Source organism: Tenacibaculum sp. E3R01 (genome assembly GCF_003318185.1).
Classification (GTDB): Bacteria; Bacteroidota; Bacteroidia; order Flavobacteriales; family Flavobacteriaceae; genus Polaribacter; species Polaribacter halocynthiae.
Window position 1 is genome coordinate 54,527 of record NZ_QOCC01000019.1, and the last position, 20,742, is coordinate 75,268.

Genomic DNA, 20,742 nt, shown 5'->3' on the forward strand with positions numbered 1-20,742 from the left:
AAAACAAATATGCTTCGCTTAAATATTTTTATAAATTATTTGTGAAGATTGGAGTGTTTTTTGTGAAGTTGAATACAATAATTATTAATATTCTTATATAGCCTCATTTTATAAGACTTACATACATTTGAAATAAAGAGTACTATTTAACGATTAATACTTGCTCTACTTCTTTTTTATATTTTAAAGAAAGTGGAATATTTTCATCATTTATGGAAACATAATCTTTTCCAACCACCTTAATTTTACTTATGTTTACTAGGTACCTTTGGTGACTTTGAAAGAATATTGTATGAGGAAGTTGTTTTTTAAATTCCATTAATTTATTTCTTACAACGTATTTTTTTTCTTTTAACTTAATTTCTAAATAGTTCCCATCAGATTTTATATAATAAATATCATTCGTATTTATTTTTACTTTCATAGCTCTATCTTTTATGAAGATAAAAACATCAGAATCATTGTTTTCTTTAAATACCTCTCTTTCTTTTTCGCTTTCTAAAAAATTATTTAATGCAATAGTAATTGTTGTTAATAATGTTGCCTCTTGATAAGGCTTCATTAAATAACCATTAGGCTTTGTTTCTAATACTTCTTTTAACGTTTGCTGATCTCCATAAGCAGTTAAATAAACTATTGGTATTTTTAATTTTTTTCTAACCTTTTGAGCCAACCAAATACCATTTTTATCTCCTGATAAATTAATATCTAATAAAATTAAATTTGGTTTTGTTTGTTGAATATCAATCCAAGCAACTTCTGCTTTAGCAGCTGAACCAGATACGATATAGTTATTTTCTAATAACATTGTTTCTAATGACATTCTTGATATAGCAATATCTTCAACAATATATACTTTTATAGGTGCTTCCAATTAATCTATTTTAAAGTTAAAAATATAAGTCAATCCTTTTTCATTTTCAATTTTTAAATCGGCTTCTATTTCTTCAGCTAGCATTTTTATCAATCTCTGACCAAGTGAATTATTATTATCTTTTTTAGCTATATAACCGCTACCATTATCAGAATACTTAAATAAATATTGATTTTTACGAACTTCTTTTAATGACAATTTTACAATTCCGTTTTGAGAAGTTAGAGCATATTTTAATGAATTAGTTATCAATTCATTTACTATCAATCCAAGGGTTGTTGCATAATCTACAGGTAAAGAAACATCTATAATATTTAACTTATAAGTTATTTTTTTTTGAGATGAAACTTGTAGTAATTGAGTTCCTAGTTCTTTTAAATACTTTTCCATTGAAACTAACGAAATAGTATCATCTTTATATAACATTTCATGAACTAAAGCAATCGAATTTATATGTTTTTGAGACTCATCTATCATTGCTGATACTTCATCATTTTTGTGTTTAACTGATTGCAAATACAAGAGTCCTGAAATTAATTGTAAGTTGTTTTTAACTCTATGGTGAATTTCTTTAAGTAGAATAGTTTTTTGCTTCGCAATTAATTCTATTTCTTTCTTTTTCTCTTCAATGTTAATTCTATCCTTTCTAGATTTAAGTATAAAAACAATGATTGCTATTAAAAAAATAAACAAAAACATGATTGAATAGGCTACAATCAAAAACAAATCTTTCTGATTATTAATCATCTAAACCATTCTTATTTATATAATTCCACTCAACAAAAATAAACACTTGATAAACGATGTAAAACAAGGTGTTAAAAATCCAAATATCTATATAAGGGTCTTCAATAAAAACTAATTCATAATTTCCAAACAAAAATATTAAAGAACTACATAAAAGATACAATATCATACCTACAGACAGGTAAAAGTATTTTTTCTTAGTACCCATTGTATTACTCAAATGAATTAACGCATAAATAATTAGTAATACAGAAGTCATAGCTATTTCAAATAAATTGAATTGCCAAAATAATTCGTTATTGTAAATATACATTCCCAGTAATATAAGAGTTACTATTACATAATTCAAAATAACTAGTTTTTTTAGTTTTTGACTCTTGAATAAGCGATAAAAAACGATACTCAATAAAATGAATTGTGCATTGAAATAGAAATGCGATAAATAAAAGTTTTGACCTGGATATAAATAACCAATTGTATTACAAAACAACTCTACTATAAATAATATTACCAAATAGGTTGCTACATAACTATATGTAGAATTATTGATTTTTTTTACTTTGCTTACAAATAATATTGAATTGATGAGTAATAAGAATAAACTAAAAACACTCAATACAAATCCTAAAAATAATGCCCCCATATTTTAACTGATTTTTATAAATATAATAATTTTTCAATAAGAATTAATATTTACCATCCTATGCCCTTTTATTATTAACAAAAAACCGAGCAAATTGCTCGGTTTTATATATTAAAAGGTTAAAAGTTTCTATCCTCCAAAATCATCAAATCTGATGTTTTCATCATCAAGACCAAAATCTTCACCCATTTTTTGTACTGCTTTATTCATTAGTGGTGGACCACAGAAATATAATTCTAAATCTTCAGGACTATCATGCTTAGATAAATATTGGTCTATTACAACTTGGTGAATAAAACCAACAAAACCGTCTCCTGCCTCATCGTTAATGTCTGTTTTAGGCTTCCAATTATCTTGTTCTAATGGTTCTGATAATGCCAAGTAGAATTTAAAGTTTGGAAAATCTTTTTCTAATGCTCTAAAGTAGTGAATATAAAACAACTCAGCTTTAGAACGACCTCCGTACCAATAAGTTACTTTTCTACCTGTTTTTAAAGTTCTAAATAAATGATAAATATGTGAACGCATTGGTGCCATACCAGCTCCACCTCCAACATATAACATTTCTGCTTCAGATTCATTTATGAAGAACTCTCCATAAGGTCCTGAAATAGTTACTTTATCTCCTGGTTTTTGATTAAAAATATATGAAGAAGCTACACCTGGATTAACATCCATCCATCCGCCTTTAGCACGGTCAAAAGGAGGTGTTGCTACACGAACATTTAACATAATTTCTCTTCCTTCGGCAGGATAAGAAGCCATAGAATATGCACGCTCTACTGTCTCAGTATTTTTCATTACCAATGGCCTTAGGTTAAACTTATTCCAATCAGCCTCAAATTTATCAGGTTCTCCTGGATGATCTTGTGGATGTGCTGAAATATCCATGTCTGAATATTTAATTTCACATTGAGGAATTTCAATTTGAATATAACCTCCAGCTTTATAGTCCATTTCCTCAGGAATTTCAACTACAAATTCCTTAATAAAAGTTGCAACATTATAGTTACGTACAACTGTTGCCTCCCATTTCTTAATTCCAAAAATTTCTTCTGGAATAGAAATATCCATGTCTTGTTTTACTTTAACCTGACATGCTAAACGGATACCGTGTTGTAATTCTTTACGTGTAAAGTGAGGTGTTTCAGTTGGTAAGGCTTCACCTCCACCTGCATTTACATGACACTCACATTGTACACAAGATCCACCTCCACCACAAGCTGATGGTAAGAAAATCTTTTCGTTTCCTAAGGTTGTTAACAATGTAGCTCCAGAAGCAACTTCAATTGTCTTATCACCATTAATTGTAATTTTTACTGGTCCTGATGGTGCTAATTTTTGCTTTACAAATAATAACAACCCTACTAAAACTAATACAATTCCTAAGAATGCTACTACAGTTACAGCTACTGTACCTCCAGTACTTACTTCCAAAAACATCATTATTCTGTAATTTTTTTAGTGTTATCAGCTAATTTAGCTTCAGCTTCTTTCTTTGCTTTTTCTAAATCTTCTTTCTTAATTTCAGCTTTAGGTGCTTCTTCTTTCTTTTCTTCATCTCCTCCTGTTAACATTCCACCAAAACTCATAAATCCAATTGCCATTAAACCAGTTATAATAAAAGTAATTCCTAACCCTCTTAATGCTGGTGGTACCGATGAGTATCTAATTTTCTCACGAATAGCAGCAATAGCTAAAATTGCTAAAAACCATCCGATACCAGACCCTACTCCATATGTTAATGATAATCCTAATGTAGGAATTTCACGAGATTGCATAAATAAAGACCCTCCTAAAATTGCACAGTTTACAGCAATTAACGGTAAGAAAATACCTAAAGAGTTATATAAAGCAGGTGCGAACTTTTCTACAATAATTTCTACCAATTGTACCATTGTTGCAATTGTTGCAATAAACATGATAAATGATAAGAAACTTAAATCATAATCTGCATATTCAGCTCCTAACCAAGATAATGCTCCTGGTTGCAATAAATATTGATCTAATAACCAGTTAATAGGTACTGTAACCGCTAATACAAATATAACTGCAGCTCCTAAACCTACCGCTGTTGATACTTTTTTAGATACAGCTAAGTAAGAACACATTCCTAAGAACGTAGCAAATACCATATTATCAATAAATATCGACTTGAAAAATAATTCTAAATGTTCCATATTTTATATTTTTCCCTCTATCAAATTATCTCTAAAAATTGAAGAGATATTGAAGAGGATTTAATCCTCGATTAATGCTTTGTTTCTACTACGTTGTACCCAAATAATAATACCTACAACAATTAATGCCATTGGTGATAATAACATAAATCCGTTATTTTCGTATCCAATAGAATATAATCCAGTTTTTTCAATTGGGTCTCCTAATACTTTAAATCCTAGCAAAGTACCTGAACCTAACAATTCTCTGAAGAAACCTACAGCAATTAAAATCACTGCATATCCTAAAGCATTTCCAATTCCATCTAAGAATGATCTCCAAGGCCCGTTTCCTAAAGCAAAAGCTTCAAAACGTCCCATAATAATACAGTTCGTAATAATTAACCCTACGAATACCGAAAGTGTTTTACTTAATTCATAAGCAAAAGCTTTTAATACTTGATCAACTATAATTACTAAAGCTGCTACTACGATTAACTGTACAATAATTCTAATTTTTGAAGGAATAATATTTCTTAATAAAGAAATTACAACATTTCCTATTCCTAATACAAACAATACAGATACTGACATTACAATAGATGCTTGTAATTCAGCAGTAATTGCTAATGCTGAACATATACCCAATACTTGAATTGTAATTGGATTATTATCTGCTAATGGGTCAGTAATTAATGCTGCGTCTTTTTTTGATAAAAGTCCCATAATTATTTTAATGTTTTAAAGTAAGGTACGTATAAACCTAGTTCAGATTTAATCATTGCTGCAACACCGTCTCCAGTAATAGTTGCTCCTGCAATTGCATCTACCTCGTTATCATTTTTATCTTCGTTCTTCGGGTCATTATTTGATTTAGAAACAGTAATTCCTTTGAAAGAACCATTACTTTTTAAATTTTCTCCGATGAAATCATCCATAAAATAGCGTTGCTTAATGTTAGCTCCTAAACCTGGTGTTTCTCCTTTGTGATCAAAGAATGCACCTTGAACTACCATATCCTTATCCATAGCAACGTAACCCCATATAGCGTCCCAAAGACCTTTTCCTCTAATTGGTGCTATATAAAACGTTTTACCATCTTTTTCTCCAATAAACAAAGGCAATTTTCTTACCTTACCAGCTTTAGCAGCTGTTTGTTCTTTTTTAACATCTATTAAATAAGCTTTAGTATCTTCAGTAGTATTATCACCTTCAATAACTAATTGCTTTTTAATATATTTAGAAAACTCTTCAGCTACCTTTTCTTTTGACACAAAGATTGCGCTACTTTCATCATTTTCATTTACCCCCATTGCATACAAAATATTTTGTTGCTTTTCAATACGCTTATTAGCGTCTATCATTGGGCGAAGTGATGAAGCTGTAAAAGCTAACAACGCTCCTACTACTAATACCATACCAATGGCAAAAAGTAGTGTATATCCATTACTATCTGTTCTCTTACTCATAATTAGGCAGTTTTAACTTTAGCACGTTTTAATCTTCTCTTTACATTACCTTGAACCACATAGTGATCAATTGTTGGAGCAAAAACGTTCATTAATAAAATAGCTAACATTACTCCTTCTGGGTATGCTGGATTGAATACACGAATCATTATTGATAAAAAACCTATTAAGAAACCGTAAATCCATTTCCCTTTATTAGTTTGTGAAGCTGTTACTGGATCTGTAGCCATATAAACTACTCCAAATGCAAAACCTCCAATTAATAAATGGTGCCAAAAAGTAGTATTCATTAAACTAAAGAATTTACTTCCTTCACCTATCCATCCTAATGTTGCAACTTGATTAAAAATTAATCCCATTACTAAAGCTCCTATTACTGCAGACAACATAATTCTCCAGCTTCCAATTTTTGCAAAAATTAAAAACAAAGCTCCCAATAAAATTAATAATGTTGAAGTTTCACCTACTGATCCAGGAATAAATCCAAAAAACATATCCCAAGTAGAAAAAGCAAATTCTTTCCCTTGAGCTAAGCTTCCTAAAACTGTTTCTCCTGAAATAGCATCAGCTGTTCCAGCTAATTCTCTAGCTCCTTCAACCCATACTTTATCTCCTGACATCCATGTTGGATATGCAAAGAATAAAAATGCACGAATTGTTAAGGCTGGATTTAAAATATTCATTCCAGTACCTCCAAATACTTCTTTACCAATTACAACCCCAAAAGCTACTGCTACTGCTAGCATCCATAATGGTAAATCAATTGGTACAATTAACGGAACTAACATTCCCGTTACTAAGTACCCTTCTTCTATCTCGTGTCCTTTTATAATACAGAAAACAAATTCTATAGCTAAACCAACTACGTATGATACAATTACTAAAGGTAAAATTTTAACTGCTCCAATAAATAAATTATCTAAATTCCAAAAGTCAGTACTAAAAAAAGACATCCCTTCTGTAAATCCATTTACCGCTGCATTGTGTTGATACCCTGCATTAAACATCCCAAAAATTAAACATGGCACTAATGCCATAATTACAGTATTCATGGTACGTTTTAAATCATCAGCTGCCTTTATATGAGTTCCTCCGTGAGTCGTTTCATTTGGCAGGTATAAGAATGTATGGAAACCATTAAATAGCGGTGCCATTTTGGTTCCTTCATACTTCTTTTTTAAATTATGTAAATTTTGTTTTAAGCCCATAATCTTATCCTAGTTCTTCTCTCATTAAATCTAATCCTTCACGAATTATTTTCTGGTGAGGTTGTTTAGATACACAAATAAATTCTGTTAATGCAAAATCTTCAGGTGCAATTTCATATGCTCCTAATCCTTCCATTTCATCTAGATCTTTATACATACAAGCTTTTAAAAGTTGCATAGGATAAATATCTAATGGAAATACTTCTTCAAAAGCTCCTGTCACTACAAAAGCTCTGTGCTCTCCATTTGTATTTGTATTTAGATCGTATTTTTTCTTAGGATTTAACCAAGAAAATGTTAACGCTCTTGAAGTTGATACTTTATTAAAAACTGGTTTATTCCAACCAAATAATTCATAATCATCTCCTTCAGGAATTGCAGTAATTTGATTAGCATAGTATCCTAAGAAATCATTACCACTTACTTGTAATCCACTTAAAACGTTTCCGCTAATTACACGAGCATTATCAGCATTTAAATTCCCTTTAACAACATCCTCTATTTGAGCACCTGCTAAAGCAGTTACATATTGAGGTTTATTAAATTTAGATCCAGTTAAGGCTATTGTTCTTCTAAGGTTCAACTTCCCTGTTAATAACAATTCTCCAATTACTACTAAATCTTGCGGAGTTACCACCCAAACAACTTCTCCTTTGTTTATTGGATCAATTTGTGCTATTTGAGTACTCGCATTCCCTACTGGGTGTGGTCCTGAAACTTTATGTAACTCAACTCCTTTCGCATCTTTAAAAGGTGATGAAGCTACATTTTCACCAACAGAAACATGTACTTTTCCAGCTGTTAACTTTGTTAAAGCTGTTAAAGCAACTTGCAATTCTGATTCTTTTCCTTTTAAGGAATAATCATAATCTCCTGCTAAAGGTGCACTAGCATAAGCGGATACAAAAATTGCTTTTGGAGCTTGATTTGGATTGGCTACCACATCATAAGGACGTTGTTTGATAAATGGCCAACATCCTGAAGCAAAAAGGTGATTTTTCACCTCTTCTCCAGACATTGCCTCAACATCTTTTTTACCAAAATCTTTGTATTCCTGCTTACCATCAGCAGTGATTTTAATTGCTAAAACTTTTCTTCGTGCTCCACGAACGATTTCTGAAATTTTTCCGCTTACAGGACTAGGAAATAACATACGCTCATCACTTTTGTTATAAAAAAGTGCTTCTCCCGCTTTTACTTCTGTACCTTCTTTTGCTAAAATTTTTGGAATAACGCCGTGAAAATCATCTGGTCTTACAGCAAAAACACTACCTAAAGAAAGTTCGGTAGTTACCTGTTCTGCTTCGCCAACGAGTTTGATATCCAAACCCTTTTTAATACGGATGTCTTTTGACATAGTAACTGATTAATTTGATTTTCTTAAAAACACGCAAATTTAAAAATTTTGAAAACCACATAAGAGCAAATCCTTTCTTATCTTCAAGAAACAGCTTTATTTATACTTATTCTAAATAAAAAATGTTTTTTTGGCTTATATTTTGATACTTTTGTTTACTATGATTAGAAATATTTTCATTTTACTTTTTTTTCTGACAATTAACCAAATTATTTCTCAGAATATCAAAACAATACAATTAAGACAAGTTAACAATTTAAATAATTTTAGTTCTATTGTTAGCTTAGGAAATGTATTAGAATTATCATTTGATGATTTAGATGCTGACAATAAAGAATACACTTATAAAATTGAACACATGACTCATGATTGGAAACCTAGTAACATGACTAGCAACCAATACATTAATGGATTTGAGCAAAATACAATTATAAATGTAACTAACTCTTTTAATACATTACAACCTTACACACATTACTCTGTAAAACTACCCAATGAAAATACTATAATAACTAAAAGTGGAAATTACTTAATATCAATATTAAATGAAGATTACGAAGTAGTATTTACACGTCGTTGTATATTTTATGAAAACATTAGCACTGTAGGTGTTTCTGTTATCAGAAGTAGAAATACCTCAAAAAACAAACAAGAGCAAACAGTACAATTTTTAGTAAATCATTCTAATCTACCAATTAACAACCCAAGTCAAGAAGTAAAATCTGTTCTCATACAGAATAACGATTGGAGTACAACTATTAGAAACATACAACCTCTTTTTATAAAACCTCAACAATTAATTTACAATCATACACAAATCACTAATTTCTCTGGGAATAACGAGTTTTTAAATTTCGATACTAAGTATGCAAGAAATACAAGTTTAAACATTGCTAAAGTAGAAAGAGACAACGTTTATAACTCGTATTTATTTACTGATGAACCAAGAGCTGACAGACCTTATACATACAATCCAGATATCAATGGACAATTTGTTATAAAAACCTTAGATGCTCAAGAAACGAACACTGAAGCTGATTACACACTTGTGCATTTTTCTCTTTTTGTCGAGGAAGAATACACAAACGAAGAAGTATACGTATATGGTGCTTTTAATAATTTTGAGCTTAAAAAAGAGAATAAAATGACTTATAATAACTCAAATAACACTTATGAAACTGCAATATTGCTTAAACAAGGGTTTTATAATTATTCTTATGCAGTTGTTAACAATTCAAAAGAAGTTAACTTAAGCAAAGTAGACGGGTCATTCTTTCAAACTGAAAATGAATACACTGCCATTATTTACTACACCCCTTTTGGTGGTTTTTACGACAGAGTAATAGGAGTTGGCAACGGATATTTTAATCAAAATAGATAATAATACTTCTACAAATTTGTGGAAATTTATATTTTGTATTATATTTATTATATGTTTCAACAAAAAACAAAAGGCATAAAAATATCGGTAAAAACAATGTACAACGGAACCATATACCGTGGTTACCTACCTTATTATGCTTTTAGTTACTTCATTACTATAGAAAACAAATCAGAAAAAACTGTTCAATTACTTGAGCGCTTCTGGACTATTTTCGATTCACTAAACAACACAGAATACATAGAAGGAGAAGGTGTTATAGGCCAAACACCTATCATTACACCTAATGGCGTGTACAACTACAAATCCAATTGTTTTCTACTGTCTCCAATAGGCTCTATGAGTGGAAAATATAAAATGATTGACACTAATTCTTCCAATGAGTTTTTTGTTAAAATACCAACTTTTCAACTTACTACAACACCAACTCTTAATTAAATGGCTAAAAAGAATAAGTTGCCAATTGTAAAAGATCCTAATTGCTTAAACTGTGGCTATCCCTTTAATCAAAACGAAAAATTTTGCCCTGAATGTGGTCAAAAAAACAAAGGAAGCAAAGTTACTTTTGGAAGTTTCATGCGTGAAATGTTTAGTGGCTTTTTCTCATGGGACGCTAAATTTTGGAGAACCTTATTCCCTTTACTAATTAAACCAGGTAAAGTTTCTAAAGACTATATAAACGGTAAACGTAATAAATACACCAACCCTTTTAGATTTTACCTAGCCACCTCTATTATATTTTTCATTTTAATAGGCTTAAAAGAGAATTACAAAAAATATCAAACTTTGAGAAGCGAGAAGAGTATGCCCTCTTCTGAATTGGCCATAAATATTGGCAAAGGAAACAAAAAAGCTCCTCTTCAAGATGAAGTAATAAAACAATTAGACAATACTAATAAACTTATAGATTCTATTGAAAAAACCAACATTCCAAAAGACTCAATAAGAACTGACTCTGTTAATCATAATTTCATCAATTATGACAGGTCTTTTATTGACGGTGAAAAACTTCAAAAATTTATCACTTTCAACAAAGACAATCCTAATACAGATATTGATGTAGCTCTTGACAGTTTAAAAATGAAAAAGAATTTTTCAAACAGGTTCTGGTATTCAAGAAGCAAAATTATTAATGGTTTTATGACTAACAAAAACGAAGCAAAGAAATTTACTCAAAAAATGGTTTCTTATACATCAATAGCTTTGTTTTTGTTACTTCCAATTTTTACGCTGTCATTAAAGTTTCTTTACATTCGACGTAAATTTACTTATGTAGAGCACTTAGTTTTTGTTTTCCATATTCAAACAGTATTCTTTTTACTCTTAATTATTTTTACAATAACTAGTTTTTTCAAAGTAATTAACAGTAATCAAATGTTACTAACTTTTTTATTCCTGTTTTTATTATACTTGTTTTTAGCTATGAAGAATTTCTACAAACAAAAAGTCATAAAAACTTTTATAAAGTTTTGCTTTGCAAATTTCGTTTTCATGCTATTAACTGCGTTTGGTATTATGGCAATTTCAACCATAACATTTGCATTATACTAGAATATCACTTTAAAAACTGATACATAAAGTTTTGAGATTTATTCTTCAAGCTAATCTCAATTGTTACATCATTTTGACTTGTAACATTGGCTTTAATGTTTTCTATTAATCGAAAGTATTTATTAGATATGTTGTAAATTCCTCTATTAACTTTATTATATTCTTCGACATTAAAGAATAAAGTAAACTTATCATTAGCGTTACTTTCCTTTTTCAAAGGCTCTTTTGAAGAATACAAGAGCACTCCTAATTTATCTTCATTTATAAATGTTGTGAATAAAGGGTTCATGGTAAACACTTTTTTTGAACCTATTGTTTTAACAGCTTTTTTTGACGTTAGATATTTATAAAAAGCATCTGTCTTATTTAAATACAAGCTTACATTCGGATTTCTTTTCTTCTGAACAGATTTCTTTTCTACCTTATTAAAATCATCATCATACTCATATGTAACTATTGTATCTATTTCTTCTTTAAACCCCTGTAAATTTAACTCAAAACCACCATTCCAAGATGTACTCAATGAGTCTAATGACATTGTAGTTAATTTCTTAAAAGATTCCTTATTTGACTTTTCTATAAGATTAGAAATAAACCCCACTTTTAACTTACCAGTAACATGAGCCATTTTTCCAGCTTTAAATCGAGTTTGATGCGGTAAAAATATATTATTCACCTCTCCAATTACCCCAGTTAAATTTAGTACCTGCTTGTTAATTTTAATTTCAAAAAAATCATCTTGCTTAGTAGCTAGAGTTAGTAATCCTTTACTTTCTCTAATCTTCTGTATAATTAAATCTTCATCAGTTAAATACTCTTTAACATTCAATACAGCTGCTAATTTTATTTCTATATTTTCAACCTTCTTTAATTTAATAAGCACCTTCAAGTTATCATCCGACAATACATAAACAATATTTTCAGATTCGTAATATCTAAAATTTTGACCTGTTTTTTCCTTGAATCCTTCTTGTTCAAAAAACTCGATTAAAGTTTTTTTCTCTTTAACTTTTATAGCACTACTTACCCAAACTCCCTTCAAATTTTGATAGTTCGTATAAAAAAACAAATCAGCAGGAATTTCAACTTGATCTAACAATGCGATTTTTCTCACTTTAGTACTAGAAGATGATGTACTCTTTTTTGAGTTAAAATAAGAAAAAGGATGACTTATAATATCGGTAACTACATTATACTCTATTGCTCTTAAATTAACACGAACAACAGCCTCCGCTGTATTCGGTATTACCTTATTAACAACAACGGTTGGGTTATATCTAAAATACCCAACCGTTATTAGTATACACCCTATAATTAAAATGGTATAACTTATTTTTTTTATCATAAATTTTATTTAGCCATGCTATTAATAAACTTAAACAACAATTTTAACGTATTTTCTTCATTCCCTTTTGTGTTTAGTTTAACCTCAGCAGACACTTGGTTTCCTTTCATTTTTGAAACTCTAAAATGCATGTCTTCTATATTTTCATTTGAAAATAAAACCATTTTACTTTCTTTTTTCCCAATAAATTCTTTTGGTACTCTGTTTACAATTTCATTAATATCTGCATATAAAACACTTGAATTTCTTTTTATTAATTTAGAATGTTTACTTGAATTATACCCACCTCGTCCAAAACTAATATTCATTGCTCTAGTTTTTGAAGTTGTAATATATAAAACTTCATTTTTTACTACTGCAAATAAACCAAAAGGAAGTTTTTGACCTTTTAAATCGAATTCGTAAATATTGTTGACTTTATCAAGAACCTTATATTTTTGACCTAATCTTAATACTTTATTTAACAATTTCTCTTCTTTAGAGCCAATCATTAAAGTAAAATCTGGCACAACAGTTTCTTTTGTTTTTATTATTTCTTTTTTCTTGTAATCTTCATCATACTTGTAAGTAGTATATTCAACTTCTTTCTTAGCAAAATCATTCAATACAAAAAGAGCATCACCTGTAACTAATCGTCCTATTGCTTCTTCATCTATTATTAATGACAATACATTCCCAGCGATATCTATTTCTTCATTAAATTTAGGAAGAATCCCTCCATACATTTTATTCATTAATTCAGGATATTGAATCAATAATTCTTTCGTACTCATAGAAACACTCCAAAATGCTAATACATTATTATGATCGAAACCTTTTATTAAATCATTATCCATTCTTTTATTATAAATCTTTTTAAAAGATTTTTTCATATCAGAATTTACAGTCATATCTAATAAAACACTTGCATTGTTTTTATCAAAAAACAAATTGGCAGTAACCTCATCTATACCGTATATATTATTATTTTTTTGAGGCATAAAATAAGACATTGATCTGTACATTTTACTACCAAAAGAACTAATAAAATTAGACATCATAATTCCATAATTACGAACCCAAAGTGATGCAGAAGCATTTTTCTTCTTTCCTCTTTGAAATTTTGAATTTAATGCAATAGAGTTAGAAGGACGGTTATTTAAAATTTCAAAAGCTTTCTTCTTCACCCACTCATTCACAATTCTTCTTTTAAAAGAATAACTTTTCTCTCCCTCTTTTTTTAACTTATTTAATCGCTCTTTATGGTCGTTAAAATAACTATATGATTTACTACCGTCAACCATTAAAAGAAACTCATCATTCCAAATGGTAAAATCACTATAACCTTCTATATAATTATAGCCATTTTCTCTTTTTATTTTTTTTACTTTCCTTTTACTTAAATTAGATTCATATTCTTTTCTATTATAAATTTCGGCTAGAAAAGAATGATAAGTAACACTATCAGTCTGTTTAAAGAAATAATATGCATTTGATTTTATATTAACTCCCGCTTTACTAACTGAACTTACTTTATTTTCTCTTTTTCTATTAATATTTTTCAATATTTCTTTACCAATCATACTATTATCCATCTCCGAAACACTAATTAACTTGAAGATATTTTCAGCATTAGCAGTAATAACCACATCAGCTGTATTAGGTATTTTAGTTTCAAGTTTTTGAGCTTGAACAACAGTTATGCTTACTAAAAGCAGGGTAGCAATAATTTTTTTCATAATAAGTTTTAATTCTGTAATTGTATTTTATTTTTGATTGTTTGTTTATTCGTAATTATATCTTGAGCTTTAACTCGTAACATAATTGCTTTTTTACTTTTTGATATTCTTGCTTGAGTATTTGTTGATGACAGTATTGGATTATCAAAACGATATATTCCTGTATAAGTAGCAGTTTCAAAAACTTTACGATCTTTCATTTTTGTTTTTTGAAACTCTTTACCAATGTTAAAATGATGACTGCGCGTGAATGTTTTATTCTTTTTATTATAAGTAAAGTGTTTATTCTTCTTTATAGCTAAAGCTTCTCTTTTAGAACTAAACGTTAACAATACTTCATTAAGGGCTTCTACATTGTCAAAATCACATGAAATAGTAACTATAAACTCATCAAAATTCAATGTGTTTTTTACATTATGAATCCCTTTTGTTTTCTCTATTTTATTAACCATCTCGGTTAATTTATTTTTAATTGTTTTTTTCGTAGGAACTTTATATCCATTAACACTATCTAACAACATAATAGAAGCAATTTTAGTTTTACTTTTACTTAGGTTAATTGTTAAAGTAGCACTTCCCGATCCATCTTTATTAAAAGTTATTTCTTCTACAAACTCGAAACAACTAGTACATAAAAAGAGAGACAGCAGAGAGAAAAATAATAATAGTTTTTTGCTCATAACATATTTTTTGCAAATATATTAAAAGTCTTTAGTACAACACTTCTATTTTAAAAGTTCTAAATTGTTTTTAGCATCTAAAAAGTCAAAATATTCCATAGTTATAGTAGTATTATTCTTCATAATTGAAGTTACACTTACAGTTTCCACATATTTTCTCTTCATTTTTAAAGAAGTTTCTTTATTCCCTTTTGATTCATCTTGATGAAAATTTAAAATATCTTCTTGCTCAAATTGTTTATTCTTTTCTAACCAATTTGCAAACCACTCTTCACGAAGCTGTTTCATTTCATTTGTATACAACATTGACGACGACCATATCTTAGGTTTTTTATCTAAGCCCTTAAAGTGTATTTTTTCTCCATCCCAAATCAATTCAAAAATAGAAAGTTTCTCTTCCCAATCAATCAAAATAACAGTAAATGGTTCAATTTCATTAAAATCAAACGCTCTAATTTCAAGAATTACATCATCCGATTTTAGTAACATTTTCACAATAACACCTCTGCTTTTCTTATAATTACCAGTTCTGTTATGTTTTACAAAAGCACCATTCAATAAACAAACTAATCGCTTTTTATTACTTAATCCAACCCAAGTACCTCCTGCTAATTTATCTTTAGGATACGTTAACTCTACTCCATTTTCAATATAGCTTTTTGGAGGAATCGTTTTCCTAATTGGACTTTCATCTCTATTTGATGTTAATATAAAATCATGATCTCCTAAAGGTAAATAAGTTACCGTACACATATAGTCTTCAATTTTGATTAATAAGACGCAAAAACAGCTTAGTTATTACTAAAAATAAATGTTAACTTTGCCCTTTAAAATTAATCTAATTTAACAAACAACATATAAAATGGCAAGAGGATTTTTTAATGTTCCAAAGGCAGTTAACGAACCTGTTAAAGGATACGCTCCAGGATCTCCAGAAAGAGAAGAGTTATTAGCAACGTATAAATCTATGTTCAATAGTACTATAGATGTACCAATGCATATTAACGGAGAGGAAGTTAGAACAGGAAATACTAGAAACATTACCCCTCCACACGATCATAAACACGTGGTTGGTCAATACCATACAGCAGATAAATCTCACGTAGATACTGCAATTAGTACAGCTTTAGCTGCAAGACAAGAATGGTCTAGCACTAGTTGGACAGAACGTGCAACTATCTTTTTAAAAGCTGCAGAATTATTAGCAGGTCCTTACCGTGCTAAAATGAATGCTGCAACTATGATTGCTCAGTCTAAAAATGTACACCAAGCTGAAATTGATGCAGCTTGTGAAATGATTGACTTTTTCCGTTTTAATGTTCAGTACATGACTGACATTTTCAAAGATCAACCTGGTTCTGCTCCTGGAATATGGAATAGAGTAGAATACAGACCATTAGAAGGTTTTGTATATGCAATTTCACCTTTTAACTTTACATCTATTGCAGCTAATTTACCAGCATCTGCAGCTTTAATGGGGAACGTTGTTGTTTGGAAACCTTCTGATCATCAAGCTTACTCTGCACAAGTAATTGTAGATTTATTTAAAGAAGCTGGTTTACCTGATGGTGTAATTAATGTTGTATACGGTGATCCAGTAATGATTAGTGATACTGTTTTATCTTCTCCAGATTTCTCTGGATTACACTTTACAGGATCTACACACGTTTTCAAAGATTTATGGAAACAAATTGGAAACAACATTCACACGTATAAAACATACCCAAGAATTGTAGGAGAAACTGGTGGTAAAGATTTTATTTGGGCTCACAATTCATCTAACCCTTTACAAGTTGCAACTGCAATAACTAGAGGTGCTTTTGAATACCAAGGACAAAAATGTTCAGCAGCTTCACGTGCATACATCCCTGCTTCAATGTGGGAAGAAGTAAAAGGTCATTTAATAGCTCAAACTAGTGAATTAAAAATGGGATCTCCTGAAGACACTAATAACTTTGTTAATGCTGTTATTCATGAAGGTTCTTTTGATAAAATAGCTAGTTATATTGATGCTGCAAAAACTGACGCAGACGCTGAAGTTATTATTGGTGGAAACCATGATAAATCTGTAGGATACTTTATTGAACCTACAGTAATCGTTGCTAAATCTCCAACTTATGCAACAATGACAACTGAATTATTTGGCCCTGTTATGACTATTTTCGTTTACGAAGATGCAGAATGGGAAGCTTCATTAAAATTAGTTGATGAATCAACTGAATATGCATTAACTGGGGCAATTTTCTCTACTGACAGATACATTGTTGAAAAAGCATCAAAAGCTTTAGAAAATGCAGCAGGTAACTTCTATATTAACGACAAACCAACTGGTGCAGTTGTAGGACAACAGCCTTTTGGTGGAGGTAGAGCTTCCGGAACAAACGACAAAGCTGGTTCAGCTCAAAACTTGTTACGTTGGACATCTGTTCGTTTAATTAAAGAAACACTTGTAACTCCAACAGATTATAAATACCCTTTCTTAGGTTAAGATATAAACATCAATAATTTTAAAACCTCATCATTTCATGGTGAGGTTTTTCTTTACAACAAACTCTACACTTACTTTAACAGTATTGAGAACCAATATTATGTATATTTATCGTCATCTAAAAACAAATGCAAATACATTAAATAATGATAAAAAACATTCTACTCTTTATAATTATAACTCTCTTTATTTCTTGTAATACTGAAAAAAAAGAGAAGGCAACCTCTTTAAATGTTCCTTTTGAAAAATTTGAACTAGACAATGGTCTTCAAGTTGTATTACATACTGACAAATCTGACCCTGTTGTTGCTGTAGAGCTTATGGTTCATGTTGGCTCAGCTCGTGAAATAGAAGGAAGAACAGGTTTTGCACATTTATTTGAACACTTATTATTTTTAGAGTCTGAAAATTTAGGAAAAGGTGGATTAGATAAAATGAGTGCACGTATTGGTGGTTCAGGAGCTAACGGATCTACTTCTAGAGATAGAACAAATTATTTACAAACGGTACCAAACGATGCTTTAGAAAAAATGATTTGGGCAGAAGCTGACAAATTAGGTTGGTTTATTAATACTGTTACCGAACCTGTTTTAGCTAAAGAAAAACAAGTAGTAAAAAATGAAAAAAGACAAAGTGTTGATAATCGCCCTTATGGATTTAATCAACAAATTATAGATCGTAATTTATACCCTAAAGATCACCCTTACAATTGGCAAGTAATTGGCTCTTTAGAGCATTTGCAAAATGCTACATTACAAGATGTAAAAACATTTTTTAAAAAATGGTATGTTCCAAACAATGCTACCTTAGTTTTATCAGGAGATTTCGAAATTGCAAAAGCTAAAGAATGGATTCATAAATATTTTGATGAAATTCCAAGAGGTGAAGAAATTAAACCTTTAACTAAAAGACCAGGAAAAGTAAGTGAATCGAAATTTTTATACTATGAAGATAATTTTGCTAGGTTACCAATGTTAACACTTGCGTGGCCAACTGTAGAACTGTATCATAAAGACGCTTATGCATTAGATATTTTAACTGAATATTTATCTCAAGGAAAAAAAGCCCCTTTAAATAAAGTTTTGATTGACGATTTAAAGCTTACTTCCTCTACAAGTATGTGGAATTGGTCTTCAGAATTAGCTGGTCAAGTTCAATTAGGTGTTCGAGGTTTTAACAAAGTAAACTTAAATGAAATAAAAGAAGGTATTAATACTGCTTTTCAAAGTTTTGAAAAAGAAGGGATTTCTAATGAAGATTTAAACAGGATTAAAGCTGGTTTAGAAACTAGTTTTTATGCAAGTTTATCTAGTGTACTTGGAAAAGGATCTAATTTAGCTTCATATAATACATATGCTGGTGATCCTGGGTTTATAAATAAGGAAATTGACTTAACCTTAAATGTAACCAAAGAAGATATAATGCGTGTATATAACACTTATATCAAAGGGCAACATTTTATTGCAACAAGCTTTGTTCCTAAAGGAATGGTGAATCTTGCTTTAAATAACTCTAAAGAAGCAATTATAAAAGAAGAAAAAATTATTATAGGAGCTGAAGAAAAATTTGATCCAAAAATCGCAGCACAATACACTAAAACACCTTCCAAAATTAACCGTTCTATAGAACCTCCATACGGAAAATCTCCTTCTTTAAATGTCCCTAATGTTTGGAACAATGAAGTAACCAATGGTATTAAAGTTTTTGGAATTAAAAACAGTGAAGTGCCACTGGTTCGTTTCAACCTGGTAATTGACGGTGGCCAATTATTAGAAAAACTTGACAAACTGGGTGTTGCAAACCTAACAGCACGCTTAATGAATAGAGGTACAAAAAACAAAACAGTAGCTGAATTAGAAGAAGCAATACAAAAACTTGGAGCATCAATTAGGGTTTCTTCTTCTAAAGAAAACATCACTATAAGTGGAACCACTTTAGCTAAAAACTATGTTAAAACTATAGCATTGGTTGAGGAAATATTGTTAGAGCCTCGTTGGGATACAACTGAATTTGAATTAATCAAAAAATCTGTAGTAGGTAATTTACGTCAACAAGAAGCTAGCCCTACAACCATTACACGAAATATATATAATGAATTGATTTACGGAAAAAACAACATAAGGTCTAAAAACACATTAGGTACAATTAGTTCTGTAGAAAAAATCACTTTAAGTGATTTAAAATCATTTTACTCAAATTACATCTCTCCTTCTGTTACAAAAATGCATGTAGTTGGTGATATTAATAAAGAAGAAGCACTTATACCTTTAAAAGGTTTAACAACTAAATGGGTTTCTAAAGAAGTAACTATTCCAGTATTTAAAACCCCTGAAGCGCCGAACAAACCTACCATTTATTTTTATGATGTACCTAAAGCAAAACAATCCGTTATTAGTTTTGGAGCGCCTGCTTTAGCTGTAACTGACAAAGATTATTATCCTGCAACAGTAATGAATTATATTCTTGGTGGTGGTGGTTTTGCTTCTCAATTAACTCAAGAGTTAAGAGAAGGAAAAGGATATACCTATGGGATATTTTCTCAATTCTCAGGAACAAAAGCTGCTGGTCCTTTCACCATTTTCAGTAGAGTTAGAACTAATGTTACTTTAGAATCGGCTCAATTAGTTAAAAAAATAATTACAGAGTACCCTACTAATTTCTCTAAAAAAGATTTAGCAACTACAAAAGGTTTCTTAATAAAAAGTAATGCTAGAAGATTTGAAACCATGGGAGCTAAACTAAACATGTTAGAAAACATTAGCACCTATAATCTAAATGCTGATTATGTAAAAGATAGAGAAAAAATTGTTAATGAAATGACTATAGAAAAAGTTCAGGAATTAGCAAAAAAATATGTTAACCCTAATAAAATGATTTGGTTATTTGTTGGTGATGCTGAAACACAATTAGATCGTTTAAATGAATTAGGTTTTGGTAAACCTATTTTACTAAATAACACCAAAGAAAAAATTAAACTTTAATTATTTCAAAATATTTTTTTTGATAAAGCAACCTCTTAAAGAGGTTGCTTTTTTTTACTTTTCTACATATCCTTACAATCGTTATAATTTTGAATTGATATATTCATAAAATTAATCTTCAGTTTTAACCTACCTTTGCAA

At 29.8% G+C, this 20,742-nt stretch carries 18 protein-coding genes; 5 read left to right on the forward strand and 13 right to left on the reverse strand.

Translation table 11 applies throughout. The features are described 5' to 3' along the window. Positions 1-142: 142 nt before the first annotated feature. The 9 genes from DS884_RS05385 to DS884_RS05425 form a co-directional block, all read right to left on the reverse strand. Entirely contained in the window at positions 143-874 is a 732-nt protein-coding gene (locus DS884_RS05385; RefSeq protein ID WP_113786055.1) for a LytR/AlgR family response regulator transcription factor, read from the reverse strand. Continuing rightward, on the reverse strand, positions 875-1,621 hold the full coding sequence (locus tag DS884_RS05390; protein WP_113786056.1) for a sensor histidine kinase: 747 nt from the start codon (positions 1,619-1,621) through the stop codon (positions 875-877). Then, positions 1,614-2,264: a hypothetical protein gene (locus DS884_RS05395; protein WP_113786057.1), complete on the reverse strand. Its 651-nt coding sequence runs from the start codon at positions 2,262-2,264 to the stop codon at positions 1,614-1,616. Before DS884_RS05395 ends, DS884_RS05390 begins: the two co-directional genes overlap by 8 nt. Positions 2,265-2,393: 129 nt before the next feature. Beyond that, complete coding sequence (nqrF, locus tag DS884_RS05400; RefSeq protein ID WP_113786517.1) at positions 2,394-3,707, reverse strand: NADH:ubiquinone reductase (Na(+)-transporting) subunit F; 1,314 nt, start codon at positions 3,705-3,707, stop codon at positions 2,394-2,396. Between the two features lie 2 nt (positions 3,708-3,709). After that, positions 3,710-4,444 carry an NADH:ubiquinone reductase (Na(+)-transporting) subunit E gene (gene nqrE, locus DS884_RS05405; protein WP_093869864.1) on the reverse strand — a complete coding sequence of 245 codons (735 nt, stop codon included), beginning with the start codon at positions 4,442-4,444 and terminating at the stop codon, positions 3,710-3,712. Between the two features lie 60 nt (positions 4,445-4,504). Then, complete coding sequence (locus tag DS884_RS05410) at positions 4,505-5,149, reverse strand: NADH:ubiquinone reductase (Na(+)-transporting) subunit D (protein ID WP_093869863.1); 645 nt, start codon at positions 5,147-5,149, stop codon at positions 4,505-4,507. Positions 5,150-5,151: 2 nt separating this feature from the next. Further along, a complete protein-coding gene (locus DS884_RS05415; protein WP_093869862.1) occupies positions 5,152-5,892 on the reverse strand; it encodes a Na(+)-translocating NADH-quinone reductase subunit C in 741 nt (246 codons plus the stop codon). 2 nt (positions 5,893-5,894) lie between these two features. Continuing rightward, positions 5,895-7,100: an NADH:ubiquinone reductase (Na(+)-transporting) subunit B gene (locus DS884_RS05420; RefSeq protein WP_113786058.1), complete on the reverse strand. Its 1,206-nt coding sequence runs from the start codon at positions 7,098-7,100 to the stop codon at positions 5,895-5,897. A gap of 4 nt (positions 7,101-7,104) precedes the next feature. Next, on the reverse strand, positions 7,105-8,457 hold the full coding sequence (locus tag DS884_RS05425) for a Na(+)-translocating NADH-quinone reductase subunit A (protein WP_113786059.1): 1,353 nt from the start codon (positions 8,455-8,457) through the stop codon (positions 7,105-7,107). 160 nt (positions 8,458-8,617) lie between these two features. Here DS884_RS05425 and DS884_RS05430 point away from each other — a divergent pair, with 160 nt between their 5' ends. From DS884_RS05430 to DS884_RS05440, 3 genes are read left to right on the forward strand one after another with little or no spacing between them, the layout of a single operon-like run. Beyond that, positions 8,618-9,838, forward strand: coding sequence for a DUF5103 domain-containing protein (locus tag DS884_RS05430; RefSeq protein WP_113786060.1), 1,221 nt, complete (start codon positions 8,618-8,620; stop codon positions 9,836-9,838). A 51-nt stretch (positions 9,839-9,889) separates the two neighbouring features. After that, complete coding sequence (apaG, locus tag DS884_RS05435) at positions 9,890-10,276, forward strand: Co2+/Mg2+ efflux protein ApaG (RefSeq protein WP_113786061.1); 387 nt, start codon at positions 9,890-9,892, stop codon at positions 10,274-10,276. After that, entirely contained in the window at positions 10,277-11,389 is a 1,113-nt protein-coding gene (locus DS884_RS05440; RefSeq protein ID WP_113786062.1) for a DUF3667 domain-containing protein, read from the forward strand. A 4-nt stretch (positions 11,390-11,393) separates the two neighbouring features. Here the strand turns inward: DS884_RS05440 and DS884_RS05445 are convergent, their stop codons facing one another. Genes DS884_RS05445 through DS884_RS05460 form a run of 4 tightly spaced genes read right to left on the reverse strand, consistent with a single transcriptional unit; the run spans position 11,394 to position 15,885 of the window. After that, on the reverse strand, positions 11,394-12,734 hold the full coding sequence (locus DS884_RS05445) for a hypothetical protein (protein WP_113786063.1): 1,341 nt from the start codon (positions 12,732-12,734) through the stop codon (positions 11,394-11,396). Between the two features lie 5 nt (positions 12,735-12,739). After that, positions 12,740-14,452 carry a hypothetical protein gene (locus DS884_RS05450; protein ID WP_113786064.1) on the reverse strand — a complete coding sequence of 571 codons (1,713 nt, stop codon included), beginning with the start codon at positions 14,450-14,452 and terminating at the stop codon, positions 12,740-12,742. A gap of 8 nt (positions 14,453-14,460) precedes the next feature. Beyond that, complete coding sequence (locus DS884_RS05455; RefSeq protein ID WP_093869854.1) at positions 14,461-15,132, reverse strand: hypothetical protein; 672 nt, start codon at positions 15,130-15,132, stop codon at positions 14,461-14,463. Positions 15,133-15,177: 45 nt separating this feature from the next. Beyond that, complete coding sequence (locus DS884_RS05460) at positions 15,178-15,885, reverse strand: NRDE family protein (RefSeq protein ID WP_113786065.1); 708 nt, start codon at positions 15,883-15,885, stop codon at positions 15,178-15,180. A gap of 109 nt (positions 15,886-15,994) precedes the next feature. Between DS884_RS05460 and pruA the strand changes: the two genes are divergently transcribed. Continuing rightward, positions 15,995-17,620: an L-glutamate gamma-semialdehyde dehydrogenase gene (gene pruA, locus DS884_RS05465; protein ID WP_093869852.1), complete on the forward strand. Its 1,626-nt coding sequence runs from the start codon at positions 15,995-15,997 to the stop codon at positions 17,618-17,620. A gap of 146 nt (positions 17,621-17,766) precedes the next feature. Next, complete coding sequence (locus DS884_RS05470; RefSeq protein WP_113786066.1) at positions 17,767-20,601, forward strand: M16 family metallopeptidase; 2,835 nt, start codon at positions 17,767-17,769, stop codon at positions 20,599-20,601. Positions 20,602-20,742 lie beyond the last annotated feature (141 nt).

Bases quoted from the DNA above. Each gene is read 5' to 3' on its own strand.
- DS884_RS05455 (WP_093869854.1), bottom strand. From the start codon at position 15,132: ATGAGCAAAAAACTATTATTATTTTTCTCTCTGCTGTCTCTCTTTTTA.
- nqrE (WP_093869864.1), bottom strand. From the start codon at position 4,444: ATGGAACATTTAGAATTATTTTTCAAGTCGATATTTATTGATAATATG.
- DS884_RS05470 (WP_113786066.1), top strand. From the start codon at position 17,767: ATGATAAAAAACATTCTACTCTTTATAATTATAACTCTCTTTATTTCT.
- DS884_RS05445 (WP_113786063.1), bottom strand. From the start codon at position 12,734: ATGATAAAAAAAATAAGTTATACCATTTTAATTATAGGGTGTATACTA.
- DS884_RS05450 (WP_113786064.1), bottom strand. From the start codon at position 14,452: ATGAAAAAAATTATTGCTACCCTGCTTTTAGTAAGCATAACTGTTGTT.
- nqrF (WP_113786517.1), bottom strand. From the start codon at position 3,707: ATGTTTTTGGAAGTAAGTACTGGAGGTACAGTAGCTGTAACTGTAGTA.
- DS884_RS05415 (WP_093869862.1), bottom strand. From the start codon at position 5,892: ATGAGTAAGAGAACAGATAGTAATGGATATACACTACTTTTTGCCATT.
- DS884_RS05425 (WP_113786059.1), bottom strand. From the start codon at position 8,457: ATGTCAAAAGACATCCGTATTAAAAAGGGTTTGGATATCAAACTCGTT.
- DS884_RS05410 (WP_093869863.1), bottom strand. From the start codon at position 5,149: ATGGGACTTTTATCAAAAAAAGACGCAGCATTAATTACTGACCCATTA.
- DS884_RS05460 (WP_113786065.1), bottom strand. From the start codon at position 15,885: ATGTGTACGGTAACTTATTTACCTTTAGGAGATCATGATTTTATATTA.
- DS884_RS05420 (WP_113786058.1), bottom strand. From the start codon at position 7,100: ATGGGCTTAAAACAAAATTTACATAATTTAAAAAAGAAGTATGAAGGA.
- DS884_RS05390 (WP_113786056.1), bottom strand. From the start codon at position 1,621: ATGATTAATAATCAGAAAGATTTGTTTTTGATTGTAGCCTATTCAATC.
- apaG (WP_113786061.1), top strand. From the start codon at position 9,890: ATGTTTCAACAAAAAACAAAAGGCATAAAAATATCGGTAAAAACAATG.
- DS884_RS05440 (WP_113786062.1), top strand. From the start codon at position 10,277: ATGGCTAAAAAGAATAAGTTGCCAATTGTAAAAGATCCTAATTGCTTA.
- DS884_RS05430 (WP_113786060.1), top strand. From the start codon at position 8,618: ATGATTAGAAATATTTTCATTTTACTTTTTTTTCTGACAATTAACCAA.
- pruA (WP_093869852.1), top strand. From the start codon at position 15,995: ATGGCAAGAGGATTTTTTAATGTTCCAAAGGCAGTTAACGAACCTGTT.
- DS884_RS05395 (WP_113786057.1), bottom strand. From the start codon at position 2,264: ATGGGGGCATTATTTTTAGGATTTGTATTGAGTGTTTTTAGTTTATTC.